Source organism: Methylobacterium mesophilicum SR1.6/6 (assembly GCF_000364445.2).
In the GTDB taxonomy this organism is placed as follows: Bacteria; Pseudomonadota; Alphaproteobacteria; order Rhizobiales; family Beijerinckiaceae; genus Methylobacterium; species Methylobacterium mesophilicum_A.
On record NZ_CP043538.1, the window covers coordinates 5,785,825 to 5,801,320 of the forward strand.

The 15,496-nt window shown below is 70.3% G+C and carries 14 protein-coding genes; 9 read left to right on the plus strand and 5 right to left on the minus strand.

Features of this window, described 5'->3' with window-relative positions:
* Window position 1 precedes the first annotated feature (1 nt).
* Genes ybeY through MMSR116_RS27400 form a run of 4 tightly spaced genes read left to right on the plus strand, consistent with a single transcriptional unit; the run spans window position 2 to window position 4,604 of the window.
* The gene (gene ybeY, locus MMSR116_RS27385) at window positions 2-481 is read left to right on the plus strand and encodes an rRNA maturation RNase YbeY (RefSeq protein WP_010684068.1); all 480 of its coding nucleotides are present in this window, start codon (window positions 2-4) and stop codon (window positions 479-481) included.
* A gap of 36 nt (window positions 482-517) precedes the next feature.
* Entirely contained in the window at window positions 518-1,651 is a 1,134-nt protein-coding gene (locus tag MMSR116_RS27390) for a hemolysin family protein (RefSeq protein WP_010684069.1), read from the plus strand.
* A gap of 10 nt (window positions 1,652-1,661) precedes the next feature.
* Complete coding sequence (gene lnt / locus MMSR116_RS27395; protein ID WP_010684070.1) at window positions 1,662-3,341, plus strand: apolipoprotein N-acyltransferase; 1,680 nt, start codon at window positions 1,662-1,664, stop codon at window positions 3,339-3,341.
* 18 nt (window positions 3,342-3,359) lie between these two features.
* Window positions 3,360-4,604 carry an MFS transporter gene (locus MMSR116_RS27400; protein WP_010684071.1) on the plus strand — a complete coding sequence of 415 codons (1,245 nt, stop codon included), beginning with the start codon at window positions 3,360-3,362 and terminating at the stop codon, window positions 4,602-4,604.
* Here MMSR116_RS27400 and MMSR116_RS27405 read toward each other — a convergent pair.
* Both MMSR116_RS27405 and MMSR116_RS27410 read right to left on the minus strand, forming a co-directional pair.
* The gene (locus MMSR116_RS27405; RefSeq protein WP_010684072.1) at window positions 4,556-5,032 is read right to left on the minus strand and encodes a cupin domain-containing protein; all 477 of its coding nucleotides are present in this window, start codon (window positions 5,030-5,032) and stop codon (window positions 4,556-4,558) included. The two genes, MMSR116_RS27400 and MMSR116_RS27405, sit on opposite strands and share 49 nt — an antisense overlap.
* A gap of 84 nt (window positions 5,033-5,116) precedes the next feature.
* Window positions 5,117-6,706 carry a catalase gene (locus MMSR116_RS27410; RefSeq protein ID WP_010684073.1) on the minus strand — a complete coding sequence of 530 codons (1,590 nt, stop codon included), beginning with the start codon at window positions 6,704-6,706 and terminating at the stop codon, window positions 5,117-5,119.
* A 135-nt stretch (window positions 6,707-6,841) separates the two neighbouring features.
* Here MMSR116_RS27410 and MMSR116_RS27415 point away from each other — a divergent pair, with 135 nt between their 5' ends.
* The 4 genes from MMSR116_RS27415 (at window position 6,842) to ilvA (ending at window position 10,943) form a co-directional block, all read left to right on the plus strand.
* Entirely contained in the window at window positions 6,842-7,777 is a 936-nt protein-coding gene (locus tag MMSR116_RS27415; protein WP_010684074.1) for a LysR substrate-binding domain-containing protein, read from the plus strand.
* Window positions 7,778-7,922: 145 nt separating this feature from the next.
* Window positions 7,923-8,981 carry an AbrB family transcriptional regulator gene (locus MMSR116_RS27420; RefSeq protein WP_039893275.1) on the plus strand — a complete coding sequence of 353 codons (1,059 nt, stop codon included), beginning with the start codon at window positions 7,923-7,925 and terminating at the stop codon, window positions 8,979-8,981.
* Window positions 8,978-9,325 (plus strand): diacylglycerol kinase, encoded by a 348-nt coding sequence (locus tag MMSR116_RS27425; protein ID WP_010684076.1) that lies wholly within the window; start codon window positions 8,978-8,980, stop codon window positions 9,323-9,325. The genes MMSR116_RS27420 and MMSR116_RS27425 overlap by 4 nt, the downstream gene beginning before the upstream one ends.
* The gene (gene ilvA, locus MMSR116_RS27430; protein ID WP_432419921.1) at window positions 9,312-10,943 is read left to right on the plus strand and encodes a threonine ammonia-lyase, biosynthetic; all 1,632 of its coding nucleotides are present in this window, start codon (window positions 9,312-9,314) and stop codon (window positions 10,941-10,943) included. Before MMSR116_RS27425 ends, ilvA begins: the two co-directional genes overlap by 14 nt.
* Before the next feature lie 141 nt (window positions 10,944-11,084).
* Here ilvA and MMSR116_RS27435 read toward each other — a convergent pair whose 3' ends face one another.
* The 3 genes from MMSR116_RS27435 to MMSR116_RS27445 all read right to left on the minus strand — a co-directional run bounded on the left by MMSR116_RS27435 (window position 11,085) and on the right by MMSR116_RS27445 (window position 14,173).
* Complete coding sequence (locus MMSR116_RS27435) at window positions 11,085-11,744, minus strand: MgtC/SapB family protein (RefSeq protein WP_010684078.1); 660 nt, start codon at window positions 11,742-11,744, stop codon at window positions 11,085-11,087.
* A 79-nt stretch (window positions 11,745-11,823) separates the two neighbouring features.
* Window positions 11,824-12,762: an EcsC family protein gene (locus MMSR116_RS27440; protein WP_010684079.1), complete on the minus strand. Its 939-nt coding sequence runs from the start codon at window positions 12,760-12,762 to the stop codon at window positions 11,824-11,826.
* A 25-nt stretch (window positions 12,763-12,787) separates the two neighbouring features.
* The gene (locus MMSR116_RS27445) at window positions 12,788-14,173 is read right to left on the minus strand and encodes an AmpG family muropeptide MFS transporter (RefSeq protein WP_010684080.1); all 1,386 of its coding nucleotides are present in this window, start codon (window positions 14,171-14,173) and stop codon (window positions 12,788-12,790) included.
* 205 nt (window positions 14,174-14,378) lie between these two features.
* Here MMSR116_RS27445 and MMSR116_RS27450 point away from each other — a divergent pair, with 205 nt between their 5' ends.
* Window positions 14,379-15,455 carry a histidine kinase dimerization/phosphoacceptor domain -containing protein gene (locus MMSR116_RS27450; RefSeq protein ID WP_083920231.1) on the plus strand — a complete coding sequence of 359 codons (1,077 nt, stop codon included), beginning with the start codon at window positions 14,379-14,381 and terminating at the stop codon, window positions 15,453-15,455.
* Window positions 15,456-15,496: the final 41 nt, after the last annotated feature.

Genomic DNA, 15,496 nt, shown 5'->3' on the forward strand with positions numbered 1-15,496 from the left:
CATGCCGCATGAGATCGATCTCGCCGTCGAGGACGAGCGCTGGGAGACCGCGATCCCGGATCTCGAATCGCTCGTGATCCGCGCCGTGGAGGCCGGGCTGGCCATCGTCCCCGAAAACCCGGCGGGCCCCGTCGCGGTCAGCATCGTCCTGACGGACGACGCCGCCGTCCGGGAGCTGAACCGGACATGGCGCGGCAAGGACAAGCCGACCAACGTCCTCTCATTCCCGGCGGCCTCTCAGCCTAGGCATCTCGAAGCCGCGACGCCGCTTGGCGACGTGGTCCTTGCTTACGAGACCCTGGTGCGCGAGAGTGCGGAGCAGTCGAAGCCGCTCCAGAATCACCTCGCGCACCTCCTCGTCCATGGCACCCTGCATTGTCTCGGTCAGGACCACGAGATCGGCGAGGCCGAGGCCGATGCCATGGAAGCCCTTGAGGTCGCGGCCCTTGCGACCCTCGGCATCCCGGACCCCTACGCCTGAGCGCACGACGCCCGAACGCTCCCAGATCAGAGAGACATGACCAACGATCGAAGTCGCGGCGCGGCCCTGGCCGCGCCCAGTTCCACCGAGGGCGAATCCCAGACGCGGGAGCCCTGGTACGACCGCCTGCTCCAGGCGCTCCACCTCAAGCCGCGCGATTCGCTGCGTGAGGGCCTTGAGGAGGCGCTGGCCGAGCCGGATGCCGGCGAGAGCGGCCTTACCCCGCTCGAGCGGATCATGCTCAAGAACGTTCTGGGCCTGCACAAGGTGCGCGTCGACGACGTGATGATCCCGCGGGCCGACATCGTCGCGGTGTCCAACGATACCAGCCTCGGCGATCTGCTCAAGCTGTTCCGCACCGCCGGCCATTCCCGTCTGCCGGTCTACGGGGAGACCCTCGACGATCCCCGCGGCATGGTCCACATCCGCGATCTCGTCGACCACATCGCCGCCAAGGCCGAGCCGGCCCGCCGCAGCGCCCCGGCCGCCGTCAAGGCCGCGGAGCCTGGCGTCGACGGGGTCGCGGATGCGTCGGTCGCGCCGCGGGTTCGCCGGGTGGCGGCCCGGCTTCCGCGCGGGCTCGACCTCGGCAAGGTCGACCTGACGACGACCCTGGCGGCCGCGCGCATCCAGCGTCCGGTCCTGTTTGTGCCGCCCTCCATGCCGGCGATCGATCTGCTGGTGCGGATGCAGGCGACGCGGACCCACATGGCCCTCGTCATCGACGAGTACGGCGGCACCGACGGCCTGATCTCGATCGAGGATCTGATCGAGGTCGTGGTCGGCGACATCGAGGACGAGCACGACGTCGCCGAGGACAAGCATGTCCAGCGCGTCGACGGCGAGGGCGAGGTGTTCGTCGCCGATGCCCGCACGCCGCTGGCCGAGGTCTCTGAGGCGACCGGCGTCGATCTGGTGGCGGCGGTCGGTGAGATGGCCGAGGAGATCGACACGCTGGGCGGTATGATCGTGACATTGGCCGGGCGCGTCCCGTCGCGCGGCGAACTGATCGCCGGTCCGGGCGACCTTGAGTTCGAGGTGCTCGACGCCGATCCCCGGCGCCTGAAGCGCCTGCGCTTCCACAAGGGCGCGGCGCGGATCGCCACTGTGGTCCCCCTCGCCTTGCCCCCGCCCTCCAGCGCGCCGGTCACCGAGACGCCGCACCCGTGACGGGCGCGGCATGACTCGACTAGCGGACGGCTATGCCCGCTCCTCCGCGGCGCCGGGCGTATCTGCGCGGGAGCCGGCGTCTGGTCCCCCGCGCGGTGCGGTCCTGGTCATCCTGCGCCTGACCGGATGGCGCCGACTCAGCTTGGCCTGGATCGTCGGCGCGCTCGGGGCCCTGGCGATGCCGCCTTACGGCATGCTGCCGGCCCTCATCCTTTCCCTGACCGTCGCGGTCTGGCTCCAGGACGGGGCCTCCGCCGGCCTCACGACCCTTCGGCGATTCTGGCCGTGCTTCCTGCTCGGCTGGGCGTGGGGCTTCGGCTACCTCACCGCCGGCCTGTGGTGGCTCGGACAGGCCTTCCTCGTGGAGGCGGACGAGTTCCTCTGGGCATTACCGCTCGGCGTCATCGGCCTGCCCTTCGGGCTAGGCCTATTCTACGGGGCGGGCTTCGGGGCGGCCGGCCTCCTGTGGGGGCGCGGGCCCGCGCGAATCGCCGCCCTGGCCTTCGGGCTCGGCGGCGCCGAGTGGCTCCGCGGCCACCTGTTCACGGGCTTTCCCTGGAACACCCTCGGGATGGCGCTCGCCCAGAACCTCTGGCTGATGCAGTGGGCCGCGGAGATCGGGCTTTACGGCCTGACGATCCTGGCCGTCCTGATCTGCGCCGCGCCCGCGACGCTCGCCACCGGATCGCACCCGCGCAGCCGGTACGGTCCCAGCGCGGCGGCCGCAATCGTGCTGATCGGCATGGGTCTCTACGGCGCCGCGCGCCTCGGACCGCCCGATCCGGCCGTGGCCGGCGTTCGGCTGCGCCTCGTGCAGCCGAACCTGCCTCAGGACGCCAAGTTCAGGCCCGAGAACCGGGCCGACATCGTGGACCGCTACATCGAGCTGAGCCAGCGTCCCGTAGGGGCCGGCGAGGCCGAGCCGACCCACATCGTCTGGCCGGAATCCGCCTTCCCGTTCCTGATTCAGCGCGATCCCGACGCCTTGGCCAAGGTCGCGGCCGGCCTCAAGCCGGGTCAGCACCTGATCACCGGCGCGGCCCGCGCGGAGGAGCCGCTGCCCGGCGAGCGGCTGCGCTACTTCAACGCCGTGATGGTGATCGGCCCGGGCGGTGCGATCTCCGACACCTACGACAAGGTTCACCTCGTTCCCTTCGGCGAGTACCTTCCGGCGCCGCTCGACGCCGCCCTGCGGGCGCTCGGCCTGCGCCAGTTCGTGGCGATCCCGGGCGGCTTCTCCGCCGGGTCGGCCGCCGCCCAGCGGATCCTGACAGTTCCGGGCCTGCCACCGGTGGCGGCGACGATCTGCTACGAGGCGATCTTTCCCGGTGCGATCCTGCCCGCCGGTCAGGCCGTACCGGTGGCGCCCGGCCTGATCCTGAACGTCACCAACGACGCGTGGTTCGGCGACACGCCGGGTCCCCGCCAGCACCTCGCGCAGGCACGCCTGCGCGCCGTCGAGGAAGGGCTGCCCCTCGTGCGCGACGCCAATACCGGGATCTCCGCGGTGGTCGACCCGCACGGTCGGATCGTCGCCCAGACCAAACTGGACGAGGAAACGTGGCTCGATGCCGATCTGCCCGCCCCGATCATCGGAGGCACCCTGTACCGCCGGATCGGCGACGCTGCCTTCGCCCTGATGCTCGCCGCCTGCCTCGGCGGCGCCCTGATCGCGCGTCGGCAACCGTGAACCCCGCGTGAGCCTCACGTGACCCCCGATCGCACCGCTCCGGGCCGGTTCCTGCTCGGGCTCGCGCTGATGCTGGTCGCGTTCAACCTGCGGCCGGCACTGAGCACGGTCGGCCCCCTGCTGGCGACCATCCGCGACGGGACCGGCTTGGGCGCCGGCGGTGCCGCAATCCTCACGACGCTACCGGTACTCTGCCTCGGCATTGCCTGCGCCCTGGCCGCGCCGCTGATCCGGCGAATCGGCCCTGACCTCGCCGTGCTGGCGGGATCCACGATCCTGGCGGCCGGCCTGACGCTGCGCGGCCTCGGCGGTCTCTGGCCGCTCTTCGCCGGGACGGCGCTGGCCGCCATCGGCATCGGGCTCGACAACGTGCTCCTGCCGGCCCTGGTGAAGCGCGATTTCGCTGCCAGCGGCGGCCTGATGACCGGCCTCTACACCATGACCCTCTGCCTCGGGGCGGCCGCGGGCGCCGGGGCGGCGGTGCCGGTGGAGCACGCATTGGGCGGGGGCTGGCCCTCCGCTCTGGCGATTTGGTCGCTGCCGGCGCTGGCCGCTGCCTTCCTGTGGATCCCGTTCGCCCGCCGGACGGTCTCGACCGCCGCGCCCTCCGCCGGGCGACTGCTCCGCAACCCGCTGGCGTGGTGGGTGACGGGCTTCATGGGCCTGCAATCGTCGCTCGCCTACATCCTATTCGGCTGGCTGCCGCTGCTCCTCCAGGGGCGCGGCCTGACACCGCTGGATGCGGGGCTCTACGCCTCGCTGACCACGCTGGTTCAGGCCCCCGGCGCTCTGCTGACCGCCATGCTGGCCGCCCGCGCCCGGGATCAGCGGGCCTGGATCATCGCCATCCCGGGGCTCACCGCCGCGGCCTTCCTGGTCCTCGCCTTCGGGGCGGATTCGCTGCGCATCCCGGCCGCCGGCGCGCTCGGCTTCGGGGTCGGCGGATGCTTCGGCCTCGGACTGACCCTGATCGTGCTGCGCGCCGCCGACGCGGCGAGCGCCGCGGGCCTGTCGGCCATGGCACAGGGCATCGGCTACACGGGCGCCTGCCTCGGCCCGCTGGTGTTCGGCCTCGCCCATGAGGCCACAGGCGGATGGGGCGTACCGGGGGCGCTGTTCGTCGGCATCGCCGTCGTGGCGATCCTGATCGGTCAGGCCGCCGGCCGCGACCGAAGGGTCAGCGCGGCGGAGCCGGAGCCGCAAAATGCCTCCGCTCAGCCGTCGACCGCGCTCCACCCGGCCAACCCGGCCAGCGGCTCCTGATCATAGCGCGCCATCAGGTCGGTCATCGCGGCCTGATCCGAAAGGCGACCGTTCGCGGCCAGCCGGGCGAGCCCCTCGAAGAATCCCTCACGGCCGAGGGCCGGCGCGAAGCTCAGCGTGAAGCGCACCGGCCGGTCGCCGCGATTGGCGAAGGCGTGGGAAACGCCGGGCGGGATCAGCGCGAATTCGCCCGGGCCGAGGTCGTGATCCGTCCCCTCGATGTGAAGCGCGAGCCGGCCGGCCTCCACCTGGAACGTCTCTGTCAGTCGGGCGTGGCGGTGCAATCCGGCGCCGGGCGTGCGCGGATCCATGTCGACCCGGTAGATGCCAAGCCCGTCGGCCGTCTCGTCGCTGCGCGCCAGATAGGAGACACGCATGCCACCGATGACAGCGTTCGGGCCGAGACGGTGGTGCACGACATGCGCCATCACAGCCCTCGCCCTCTGTTCAAACAAAAATCCCGCGCGGCCGAGTGACCGCGCGGGCTCCGAGTGCGATCGAGACCGCCAGGCCTACTCCGCGGCGACCCGATGCGCCTGCGAGCCGTCCGAGTAGGTCTCGGACTGCAGGCGCTTGCCCGGGGCGGCGCGGCCCGGCAGTGGCGGCAGCGCCTTGGCCTTCTCCAGATCGATCCCGGCACCCTCGGCGACGCGGCGGCCGTAATCCTCGTCCGCGTGCCAGAAGTGCCAGACCATCCGGAGCTGGATCGGCTCGGGGCACTGCTTCATATCGGCGACGAGGTTGGCGATCAGGTCGTCGCGCTCCCAGTCCGCGAAGGAGCGGTAGCGAACGCCGGCCTGGGTGTAGTCGTCCTCGCAACGCGAGGTTTGATACCGGCCGAGACGGCCCTCCACCGGCTGGTGGTAGTCCTTCGCGGGCTTCGGCGCCTCGCGCAGGCCCTCGGCCAGGGTCGAGGGCTCGTAGTTGATGTGCTTGTTCGGGCCGGTGCCGTCGACCGTGTAGGCCATCTGACCGTCGCGCTGGTTCGAGTAGACCCTTACGCCCGGCTGCGGCGCGTTGATCGGCAGCTGCAGGTAGTTGGCGCCGACGCGGTAGCGCTGCGTGTCCGAATAGGACAGCGTCCGACCCTGAAGCATCTTATCGTCCGAAAAGTCGATGCCGTCGACCAGCACACCGGTGCCGAAGGCCGACTGCTCGACCTCGGCGAAGAAGTTGTCCGGCACGCGGTCGAGCACCATGCGGCCCACCGGCAGCAGCGGGAACTGGTCGACCGGCCACAGCTTCGTGTCGTCCAGCGGGTCGAACGACAGGTGGTCGTTCGGGCCGTCCGGCATGATCTGGACGCAGAATTCCCACTCGGGGAAATTGCCGGCCTTGATGTTGTCGTAGAGGTCGCGGGTCGCGTGGCCGACATCCTTCGCCTGGATCTCGGAGGCCTGCTGCGAGGTCAGGTTGCGGACGCCCTGCTTCGGCTCCCAGTGAAACTTGCAGAGCACGGCCTCACCCTGGTCGTTGACCAGCTTGTAGGTGTTGACGCCCGAGCCTTCCATCTCGCGGTAGTTCGCCGGGATGCCCCAGGGCGACTTCAGGTGCGTCACCATGTGGATCGACTCAGGGTGCTGGGCCACGAAGTCGAAGAAGCGCCACGCCTCCTGGCGGTTCGTCACCGGATCCGGCTTGAACGCGTGGATCATGTCGGGGAACTTGATCGCGTCGCGGATGAAGAAGACCTTCAGATTGTTGCCCACGAGGTCCCAGTTGCCGTCGACGGTCTTGAACTTGACCGCGAAGCCGCGCGGGTCACGCTCGGTTTCAGGGCTCTCCTTCGCGCCGGCGACGGTCGAGAAGCGCACGAACATCGGCGTCTTGACGCCAGTCTCGTTCAGCACGCGGGCGCGGGTGTACTTGGAGGCCGGCTCGTCGCCGATCTTGCCGTAAGCCTCGAACCAGCCGTGGGCGCCGGCGCCGCGGGCGTGGACGACGCGCTCCGGGATGCGCTCGCGATCGAAATGCGTGATCTTCTCGATGAACTGGTAGTTCTCGAGCGTCGCGGGGCCGCGCTCACCGACCGTGCGGGTGCTCTGGTTGTCGCGGACCGGGTGGCCCTGGCGGGTGGTCAGGATCGGGCGTTGATCGCTCATGCGTACCGTCTCTCCGTTCTGCGAAGGCTCTCGGTGACAACGGGGCCAGCCTGGAACCGTTCTGGTGCGTGGTTATGACCCCGGTGGAACCCCGAGGCAAATGCATCGTCACAAAGGTTCTGATAGACGTGATCTATGAACCTCGCCGGCCTATCCCTCCGCGACCTTGAGTATGTCGTCGCCGTCGCGGACGAAGGCCATTTCGGCCGAGCGGCGGAGCGCTCCAACGTCAGCCAGCCGACGCTCAGCGTGCAGGTCCGCAAGCTGGAAACCGCGCTCGGGCTCACCTTGTTCGAACGCTCGAATCGCCGGGTGCTGCTCACGGAGGCGGGGCAGGTCATCGTGCGGCAGGCGCGTGTGGTCCTGGCCGAGGCGCAGCGGCTCCTCGCGCTGGCCAGCGAGGGGCGCGGCGCTCCGCTGACGGGGCGACTCGTACTCGCGGCGATCCAGACGCTGGGACCGTATCTCTTCCCGTTGGTGATGCGACCGCTGCGCGAGCAGTACCCGCTGCTGATGCTCTCGCTGTCCGAATCGCGCACGGCCGAGATCATCGAAGGCCTGCGCGACGGGCGCATCGACGCCGCCCTGGTGTCCCTGCCTGTGGCGCAGCAGGGGCTGGCGGTCTCGCCCCTCTTCATCGAACCCTTCTGGCTCGCCTGCCCGTCCGAGCACGCCCTCGCCCGCGGCGGCGCCCTCTCGGCGACGGAGATCGCAGGACCCGACCTCCTGCTTCTGGACGAAGGGAACTGCCTGCGCGACCAGGCCATCGCGGCGTGCGGCGCCGGCTCCTCGGTCGGCCGCCACGCCACGAGCCTTGAGACGCTGCGGTCGATGGTGGCGGCCGGTGCCGGATACACGCTGCTGCCGGCCCTGGCCGTGCCGTCCGGGCCGGACCCGACGGGCCTCACGGTGACGCGGGCGTTCGACGTTGACGGGCTGGGCCGTACCGTGGCGCTGATCTGGCGGGCCAGCGATCCCCGTGGCACGGGGCTCGCCAGTCTCGCGGCCTTCTTCCGCGCGCATGCGCCGCCCGGCACGGCCGCCTGTCGCGACGGCGATGGGATCCTGTAAGGGGCTCGGCCGGCGAGAAACTGTCAGCCTTGACGGAGATGCGGGGCCGCCGTGCCGAAACTCCGCCGTGACAGAGCCAATATTGCCGTGTAGCGCGGGTCTTACGCCCGACCGTCTTGAGCGGGTGGATACTTCGCCGGTTCCCTTGCCCTCGCTCCGCACCTTCGGCCTCTGGGTCGCCCTTATCGCCGTCGCAGCCATCGTTTCCTACGGGCTGATGCGCGCGCAGTTTCCGGCTGCGCTGCTGCTCGGGCCCATGATCGCGGCGATCGCGTTCGGCGTCGGCGGCTCTCGGCTCCGGGTGCCGCGACCGGCCTTCCAGGCTTCGCAAGCGGCGATCGGTTGCCTCGTGGCGCACGCGGTGACCGGGCAGATCGCCCAGACGCTGCTGGAGGACGGCCCGCTCATCGTCGCCGTGGTGCTGGTGACCGTCGCGGTCAGCGGCCTCGTCGGCTGGATCCTGACGCGGCTGCGCGTGCTTCCCGGGACCACGGCGGCCTGGGGCTCGTCTCCCGGCGGCGCGTCCGCCATGGTTGCGATGGCCGAGGATTTCGGGGCCGACCCGCGCCTCGTCGCCTTCATGCAGTACGTGCGCGTCGCCGCCGTCGTGTTCTCGGCCTCGCTGGCCGCGCGGTTCCTCATGGAATCTCCCATCCCGGGCGCCGCCGCGGGAGCCGGCGAGGTGACCGGGCCCCTCTCCCTTCTGGCGACCCTGACGGTCGCCGTCCTGGGCGCCGGCGCCGCGCTCGCCCTGCGGGTGCCGGCTGGCGCGCAGGTCGGACCGATGGTCCTCGGCAGCCTGCTCCACGCCACCGGCGTGGTTCGCATGGCCCTGCCGGTCCCGCTCCTCGAGATCGCCTATGCCTGCATCGGCATCTATGTCGGCCTGCGCTTCACCCGGGAGACCCTGCGCCTGACCGTCACGGCCCTGCCCGGTATTCTGGTGGCGACCTTCTCGGTGATCGCGCTCTGCGCGGCCTGGGGCTGGGGGCTGACCCTGCTGCTGCCGATCGATCTCCTCACCGCGGTCCTCGCCACGAGTCCGGGCGGGCTCGATTCGGTGGCGATCATCGCGGTCGGCTCGAAGGCGGACGTCTCCTTCGTCCTCGCCGTCCAGACGCTGCGTCTGTTCGTGGTGCTGCTCACCGGGCCCCTTCTGGCCAAGTGGATCAGCAGGTCCGTACCGGAAACCGCGTTGCGATGAATGCTCTGCTCCTCGCCTTCCTGAACTCCTGGCGCGGGCTGCTTCACGGCGCGCGCACCGAGCGGGCGGTGCGGCAGGAATTGATGCTCCTGGCGCTCGGCGTCCCGGTGGCCCTCCTCCTCGGCACAACCCTCTGGGTCCGCGTCGCCCTGCTGGTCAGCCTGATGCTGATGCTCGCCGCCGAGTTCCTCAACACCGCCGTCGAGAAGCTCTGCGATCACGTCCACCCTGCGCACCACCCGATGATCGGCGTCGTGAAAGACTTGGCCTCCGCCGGGACGTTCATGGCGCAGTTGGCGGCGCTGGTCGTATGGGTGGCGGCGCTGGTCGATCGGCTGGGCTGACCTGCATCGCGTCCCACGCGCTCGCATCCGCTGGCGGGAGGGTCTATCTGGCCGGCAGAGCCCAGTGCGCCGGTCGAGAAGCCAAACCGTGACGGACTACATCCGCAAGATCCTCACCGCCCGCGTCTACGATGTGGCGATCGAGAGCCCGCTCGACCCCATGCCGCGCCTGACTCAGCGGCTCGGCCGCCCGGTTCTGCTGAAGCGCGAGGACCTGCAGCCGGTCTTCTCGTTCAAGCTGCGTGGCGCCTACAACAAGATGTCGGGTCTGAGCCCGGACCAGATCGCCCGCGGCGTAGTCTGCGCCTCGGCGGGCAACCACGCGCAGGGCGTGGCACTGGCCGCCGCCAAGCTCGGCGCGCGGGCCGTCATCGTGATGCCGCGGACTACGCCTTCCATCAAGGTCGATGCCTGCCGGGCCCGCGGGGCCGAGGTGGTTCTGCACGGCGATGCCTTCGACGAGGCGCTCGCCCAGGCCAAGGCGCTCGAAGCCGAGCAGGGCCTCACCTTCCTGCATCCCTTCGATGATCCGGACGTGATCGCCGGCCAGGGCACCATAGGCAAGGAGATCTTGGAGCAGCATACCGGCCCGATCGAGGCGATCTTCGTGCCCGTGGGCGGCGGCGGGCTCGCCGCCGGAATCGCCACCTTCGTGAAGTACCTGCGGCCTGGCACCAAGGTGATCGGCGTCGAACCCGAGGACGCCGCCTGCATGGCCGCGGCGCTGGCGGCCGACACGCGGGTCAGCCTGCCCTCGGTCGGCCTGTTCGCCGACGGCGTCGCCGTACGGCAGGCCGGCGAGGAGACCTTCCGGCTCTGCCGCGCGCACCTCGACGAGGTCATCACCGTGGACACCGATGCCATGTGCGCGGCGGTCAAGGACATCTTCGACGATACTCGCGCGGTGTCGGAGCCGTCCGGGGCGCTCAGTCTGGCCGGCGCCAAGCTCTACGCCGAGCGCGAGGGCGGCGACGGGACGCTGATCGCCATCTCGTCCGGCGCGAACCTGAATTTCGACCGCCTTCGCCACATCGCCGAGCGTGCCGAGATCGGCGAGCAGCGGGAGGTGCTGATCGGGGTCACGATCCCGGAGCGGCCTGGCGCCTACCGGGCCTTCATCAACGCCCTCGGGCCCCGGGCGATCACGGAGTTCAACTACCGCCACGCGGCCGGCTCGGAGGCGCAGATCTTCGTCGGGATCAACGTCACCGGCGGCAAGCGCGAGAAGCAGGCGCTCATCGCCACCCTGCGTGAGGCCGGCTACCGCGTCTTGGACATGAGTGACAACGAGATGGCCAAGGTGCACGTCCGCTACATGGTCGGCGGCCGGGCCGTGGGCGTGGCGCACGAGCGCCTGTTCCGCTTCCAGTTCCCGGAGCGGCCGGGCGCGCTGATGAAGTTCCTCGACGCCCTCGGTCCGGATTTCGACATCACGCTGTTCCACTACCGCAACCACGGCGCCGATTACGGCCGCGTACTCGCGGGCATCGCTGTGCCCCCCGCGGAGCGCGCGCGGTTCGACGCTGCGATCGAGGCGCTCGGCTACCCGGCCACCGACGAGACCGAGAATCCGGCCTACCGGCTGTTCCTCGATGGGGAAAGCGTCGGGGCAGGGTGAGCGTGAACCGGTTTGTCGCTCTCCCGCCCCTCGCATTTGCGGGCGTGACGCAATCGCGCATCATCGAGACAGCATACAGACGGCGCGCTGCCCCGGGTCGTATTACGACGCTCGCGATGATGCGCGGCGTGCCTGGCAGGTCTATTCCTCCCCCTCCTCCACCGCCGTGACGTCGGGCAGCGCCCGCAGCTTCGCCGCGATGGCCTCGAAGCTCGTCCGAGACAGGCGCACGAAGGTGACGGTGACCTCGTCGAGGTCCGGGTCAGCGCTCGGGCGGACCGCGAAGGTCCGCACCCGCGAGGCGCGCTCGCCGGACGCCGCATTGAGGGTGTCGATCGACAGGGCTCCCTTGCGGGCTATCAGACGCAGGGTCTGGGCCCGCATCCGGTCCCGCCAGCGCTCCTCGAACGGCTTGACCCCGGCCAGGATGCCGACGATCAGCGCCGTCGCCGCCAGGGCCGGCACGTAGAGCCCGCTGCCGATCGACAGGCCGATCGCCGCGACGCCCCAGAGGCTGGCCGCGGTCGTGAGGCCTTTCACCACCTCGCCGCGCAGCAGGATCGTGCCCGCTCCGAGGAAGCCGATGCCCGACACCACCTGCGCGGCGATACGGGAGGGATCGAGCACCACGTGCTGCATTCCGAGCACGTCGGAGAACCCGAAGGCCGAGACCAGCATAATCAGGCAGGAGCCGACGCAGACCAGCATGTGGGTCCGCAATCCGGCCGCCCAGAGCAGGCGTTCGCGTTCCAGGCCGATCACGCTGCCGAAAAGGGCCGCCAGAGCCAGCCGGGCCACCATCTCGCCATTGCCGATCAGCGCAACCTCCCTGACACACCGTCGTCGACGGTCGGAAGTCTCGCGGAATATGAGCCGGCTATCAAGCGATCCCGAGGGCCGCCTTCTCGATCTCGTAGGCCGCCCTTACGGCCGCTGCGCCATAGGTCCGCTCCAGGCGCCGGACCGTGAAATGTGCCCGAGCCGTGCTCTGGAAATGGTCCATGAAAGCGGCGTTCACCGCCGCGCCGCCGAACGCACCGAGGATCGGAACCGCCTGCGCGGCGACTTTCTGTGAGACCACGAGACCGAACCGGGCCGCGATCTGCGCGGTGAAGCGGATGAGGGCTGGGGCCGATTGGTCGAGGAGTGTCTTGCTGCCGGCGTAGCGCGCTGCTTCCGCCAGCGTCTTCGCCAAGGCGGCACGAACCGCGAAGTAGCCGCTCTCCGTGAGGGCCGATCCCGCCTCGGTGGCCGCAGCCGCCCGTCCGCCCAGCGCGAAGACCTGGACGCAGGCCAGTGCGCTCTCGGCTGTTTCCAGATCCTCGCCCTCCTCGCGGGCGATCTCAGCGATCGAGCGCAGCATCAACGTGGTGGAGACCGGAAGCTCGACCGCCAGCGTCGCGAGGCCGAAGGCGCCCCCGACCGCGCCCGAGAGGGCCGCCATCGCCTTATGCTTGGTCTCGCCGGAGCCGAGCATCCGCGCGACCCGGCTCTCGGCCTTGGCGGAGGCGGCCACGACACCCTCACCCTCGGCCGGCGCGAGTTCCGTGCGCGGCAGCGTCGCCAGGGCGACGCGCATGGCGCCCCGCATGGCGGCCTCCGTGCTGCGGCCGACCGCCTCTGTGATGGGCGCGGGCAGCGAGCGACCGATGATGTCGAGGGGCGCGCCGGCCGCCGCGGAGAGGCGTGCCGCCAGGCTCGGCCGCTCCAGGATCCGCACGGCCCGGCGGAGGGCGGCGAGGTCGGCCCCGCTCAGGGCGGTCTCGGGCGTGGCCGCCGGCAGAGTCTCGTCGGCGCGGGTCAGGTCGCTCGTGCTCATCCGTGGGTTCCTGGTTCTGTCCCGCTCACGCGGCCCCGGGGGCTCGCGCCGTGGAAGGAAGTTCGGCCCCCGGTATGCGGTTCCCCGGCTCACCCGCGTCCCGTACCGGCACCGCATCGGCCAAGCGGCCGCTCCGTCGCCCGACGGCAAGGGCGAGGATCAGGACCGGTATTCCCACCAGCGACGTCATCACGAAGAAGGCCGGATAGCCGATCGCCGCGACGACGAAGCCGGACGAGCCCGCCACGAGCTTGCCCGGGAGGGCGTAGAGCGAGGAGAACAGCGCGTACTGGGTGGCCGCGTAGGCCATGCTGGTCAGGCTCGACATGTAGGCGATGAGCACGATCCCCGCGAAGGAGCCGCAGAAATTCTCGATCGAGATGGCCACGGTCAGGCGCCAGATGTCGGCTGGGCCTGCCGACAACCACGCGAAGGCGAGGTGCGAGGACGCGGCCAGGAATGCGCCGAGCAGCAGGGTCGGGAACAGCCCGAGGCGGGCCAGCGCCCAGCCGCCGGCGAAGCCGCCCGCGATTCCGATCCAGATCCCGTAGAGCTTGGTGACGGTGGCGATCTCCTTCAGGTCGAAGCCGAGGGTGCGGTAGAGGGGGCTCGCCATCACGCCCGACAGGAAGTCTGGCAACCGGTAGAGCGCCACCAGGAGCAGGATGCCCCAGAGGGCGGTGCCGAAGCGACCGTGGAGCTCGGTCAGCGGCTCGAGCACGGCCCGGCGCATCGACCACAGCCGCGATCGGCCCGGTTCCTCCACTTGTGCCGCGCGATGCGTGTCGAATGGCGGAGCCAGCAGGGCAGCGATCATCCCGACCAGCATGAGCGCGGCCATGATCAGGTAGGCCAGCGTCCAACCGCCGGCCGAGGCGATGAACAGCGCGCCGGCGCCGGCGGTGATCAGGCCCAGGCGGTAGCCGAGGTTCGAGGTCGCCGCCAGGATGCCTTGGAAGTCGCTGCCGGCGGCGTCGATGCGCCAGCCGTCGATGACCACGTCCTGGCTTGCTGCGCAGAACGCCACCAGGAAGGCGCCGAGGCCGAGGAGCGCGAGGTTGGTCTTCGGGTCCGAGAAGGCCATCAGAACGAGGCACAGAGCGACGGCGGCCTGGGTAGTCACCATCCAGGCCCGGCGACGCCCGAGACGAGCACCCAGCACCGGGACGTTGAGGCGGTCGATGGCCGGAGCCCACAGGAACTTCAGCGAGTAAGGCAGCGCCACGTAGCTGAACAGGCCGATCGCCCGCACATCGATGTCCGAGAAGGCGAGCCGGAGCGTGAAGGTCCCGAGCACAAGGAGCAGCGGCAGTCCCGAGGAGAAGCCCAATGCAAGCATCAGCGCGATGCGCCGGTCCTCCACGATGTCGCGGAGCCGGAAGCGGTGCGCGGCCGGCGGCTGGTTGGCCATGGCATGGAACTCCTGAGCCTGCGTGGCCTTGATCCCGCGAAATCGTGGCAGCCTTACGCCGCAGGTTTTTTCGCTGGATTGTGATGTCTTTTGCCTCAATCTTGATCGAAGCTTGCTTAACGCGGTGCCCCCGTCCTGCGGCGCGCGGCGTTTCGCAGGCGCCGCCGGTCAAACGGGTGTCGTCGCCTGTGTATGGATTGATGCGTTGAGTGTCCGAGCCAAGCCCAGTCCGCCACCCACGGCGCTGGTCGACGCGTTCGCGCGCAGCCCGTCGCCGATGGTCATCACGGATGCCCGCGCGCCGGACAACCCCGTCGCCTGGGCCAACGATGCCTTCCTGGCGGCGACCGGCTACGGGGCTGACGAGATCGTCGGGCGCAATTGCCGCATGCTGCAGGGCCCTGCGACTGACCGGGCGACCGTCGAGCGGATCCGCGGAGCGATCCGGTCGGCGGAGCCGATTTCGGTGGAACTGCTGAATTACCGGAAGGACGGGACGGCGTTCTGGAACGCGATGACCATCACACCGGTCCGCGACGCGGAGGGCGTGGCGTTCTTCTACGCGGCGCAGGCGGACATGACCCACGTCCACCAGCTCGAACTGATCATGCGCGGGACGAACGACCACTTGGAGCGCTTGGTCGATGCCCGGACGCAGGACCTGAGCGCCGCGCTGGAGCAGAAGACCGCGCTGCTTCACGAGGTCGATCACCGGGTGAAGAACAATCTTCAGGTGATCTCGTCGCTCATGCTGCTCAAGGCGCGCCGGACGCCGGAAGGGGAGGCCCGCGACGCGCTGCAGAGCATGGCCGAGCGGATCGGGGCGCTGTCGACGGCGCACCGGATGCTCTACTCGGAGGGCGACTGCACGCATTTCAACCTCGGCGAGTTCGCGGCCGAATTCCTGGCCGACATGAACGCCGGCCTCGATCCGGACCGGCGCCGAGTGGAGGCCGATGTCGAGCCGATCGCGGTCGCGGCCGCGATGGCGGCCCCGCTCGCCCTGCTGATCCACGAGCTGACCGCGAACGCCCTGCAGCACGCGTTCCCCGACGAGCGCGAGGGCCGCGTCTCCATCGCGGCCCGCCGCACCGAGTCGGGGATGCATCTGACGATCCGGGACGACGGGATCGGGCTCGCGGCGGCTCCACCCAACCCGGCGGGCTTCGGGCGCAACCTCGTGGAGATGGTCGTCCGGCAGATGCGCGGAACCATCGCGTGGTCGGATGCCGAGCCCGGCACCACCGTGGAGATCGATATTCCGATCCGGGGCGCGTCTTGAGGATTCGGCCGTGACGCTTCAAGCTCACCGGCTCCCGTGTC

What these genes read in the sequence shown, in the direction of transcription:
- MMSR116_RS27390 (WP_010684069.1), top strand. Translation starts at nt 518, where the DNA reads ATGACCAACGATCGAAGTCGCGGCGCGGCCCTGGCCGCGCCCAGTTCC.
- MMSR116_RS27435 (WP_010684078.1), bottom strand. Translation starts at nt 11,744, where the DNA reads ATGGTGGCCCGGCTGGCTCTGGCGGCCCTTTTCGGCAGCGTGATCGGC.
- lnt (WP_010684070.1), top strand. Translation starts at nt 1,662, where the DNA reads ATGACTCGACTAGCGGACGGCTATGCCCGCTCCTCCGCGGCGCCGGGC.
- MMSR116_RS27405 (WP_010684072.1), bottom strand. Translation starts at nt 5,032, where the DNA reads ATGGCGCATGTCGTGCACCACCGTCTCGGCCCGAACGCTGTCATCGGT.
- MMSR116_RS27415 (WP_010684074.1), top strand. Translation starts at nt 6,842, where the DNA reads ATGAACCTCGCCGGCCTATCCCTCCGCGACCTTGAGTATGTCGTCGCC.
- MMSR116_RS27440 (WP_010684079.1), bottom strand. Translation starts at nt 12,762, where the DNA reads ATGAGCACGAGCGACCTGACCCGCGCCGACGAGACTCTGCCGGCGGCC.
- MMSR116_RS27410 (WP_010684073.1), bottom strand. Translation starts at nt 6,706, where the DNA reads ATGAGCGATCAACGCCCGATCCTGACCACCCGCCAGGGCCACCCGGTC.
- MMSR116_RS27445 (WP_010684080.1), bottom strand. Translation starts at nt 14,173, where the DNA reads ATGGCCAACCAGCCGCCGGCCGCGCACCGCTTCCGGCTCCGCGACATC.
- ybeY (WP_010684068.1), top strand. Translation starts at nt 2, where the DNA reads ATGCCGCATGAGATCGATCTCGCCGTCGAGGACGAGCGCTGGGAGACC.
- MMSR116_RS27425 (WP_010684076.1), top strand. Translation starts at nt 8,978, where the DNA reads ATGAATGCTCTGCTCCTCGCCTTCCTGAACTCCTGGCGCGGGCTGCTT.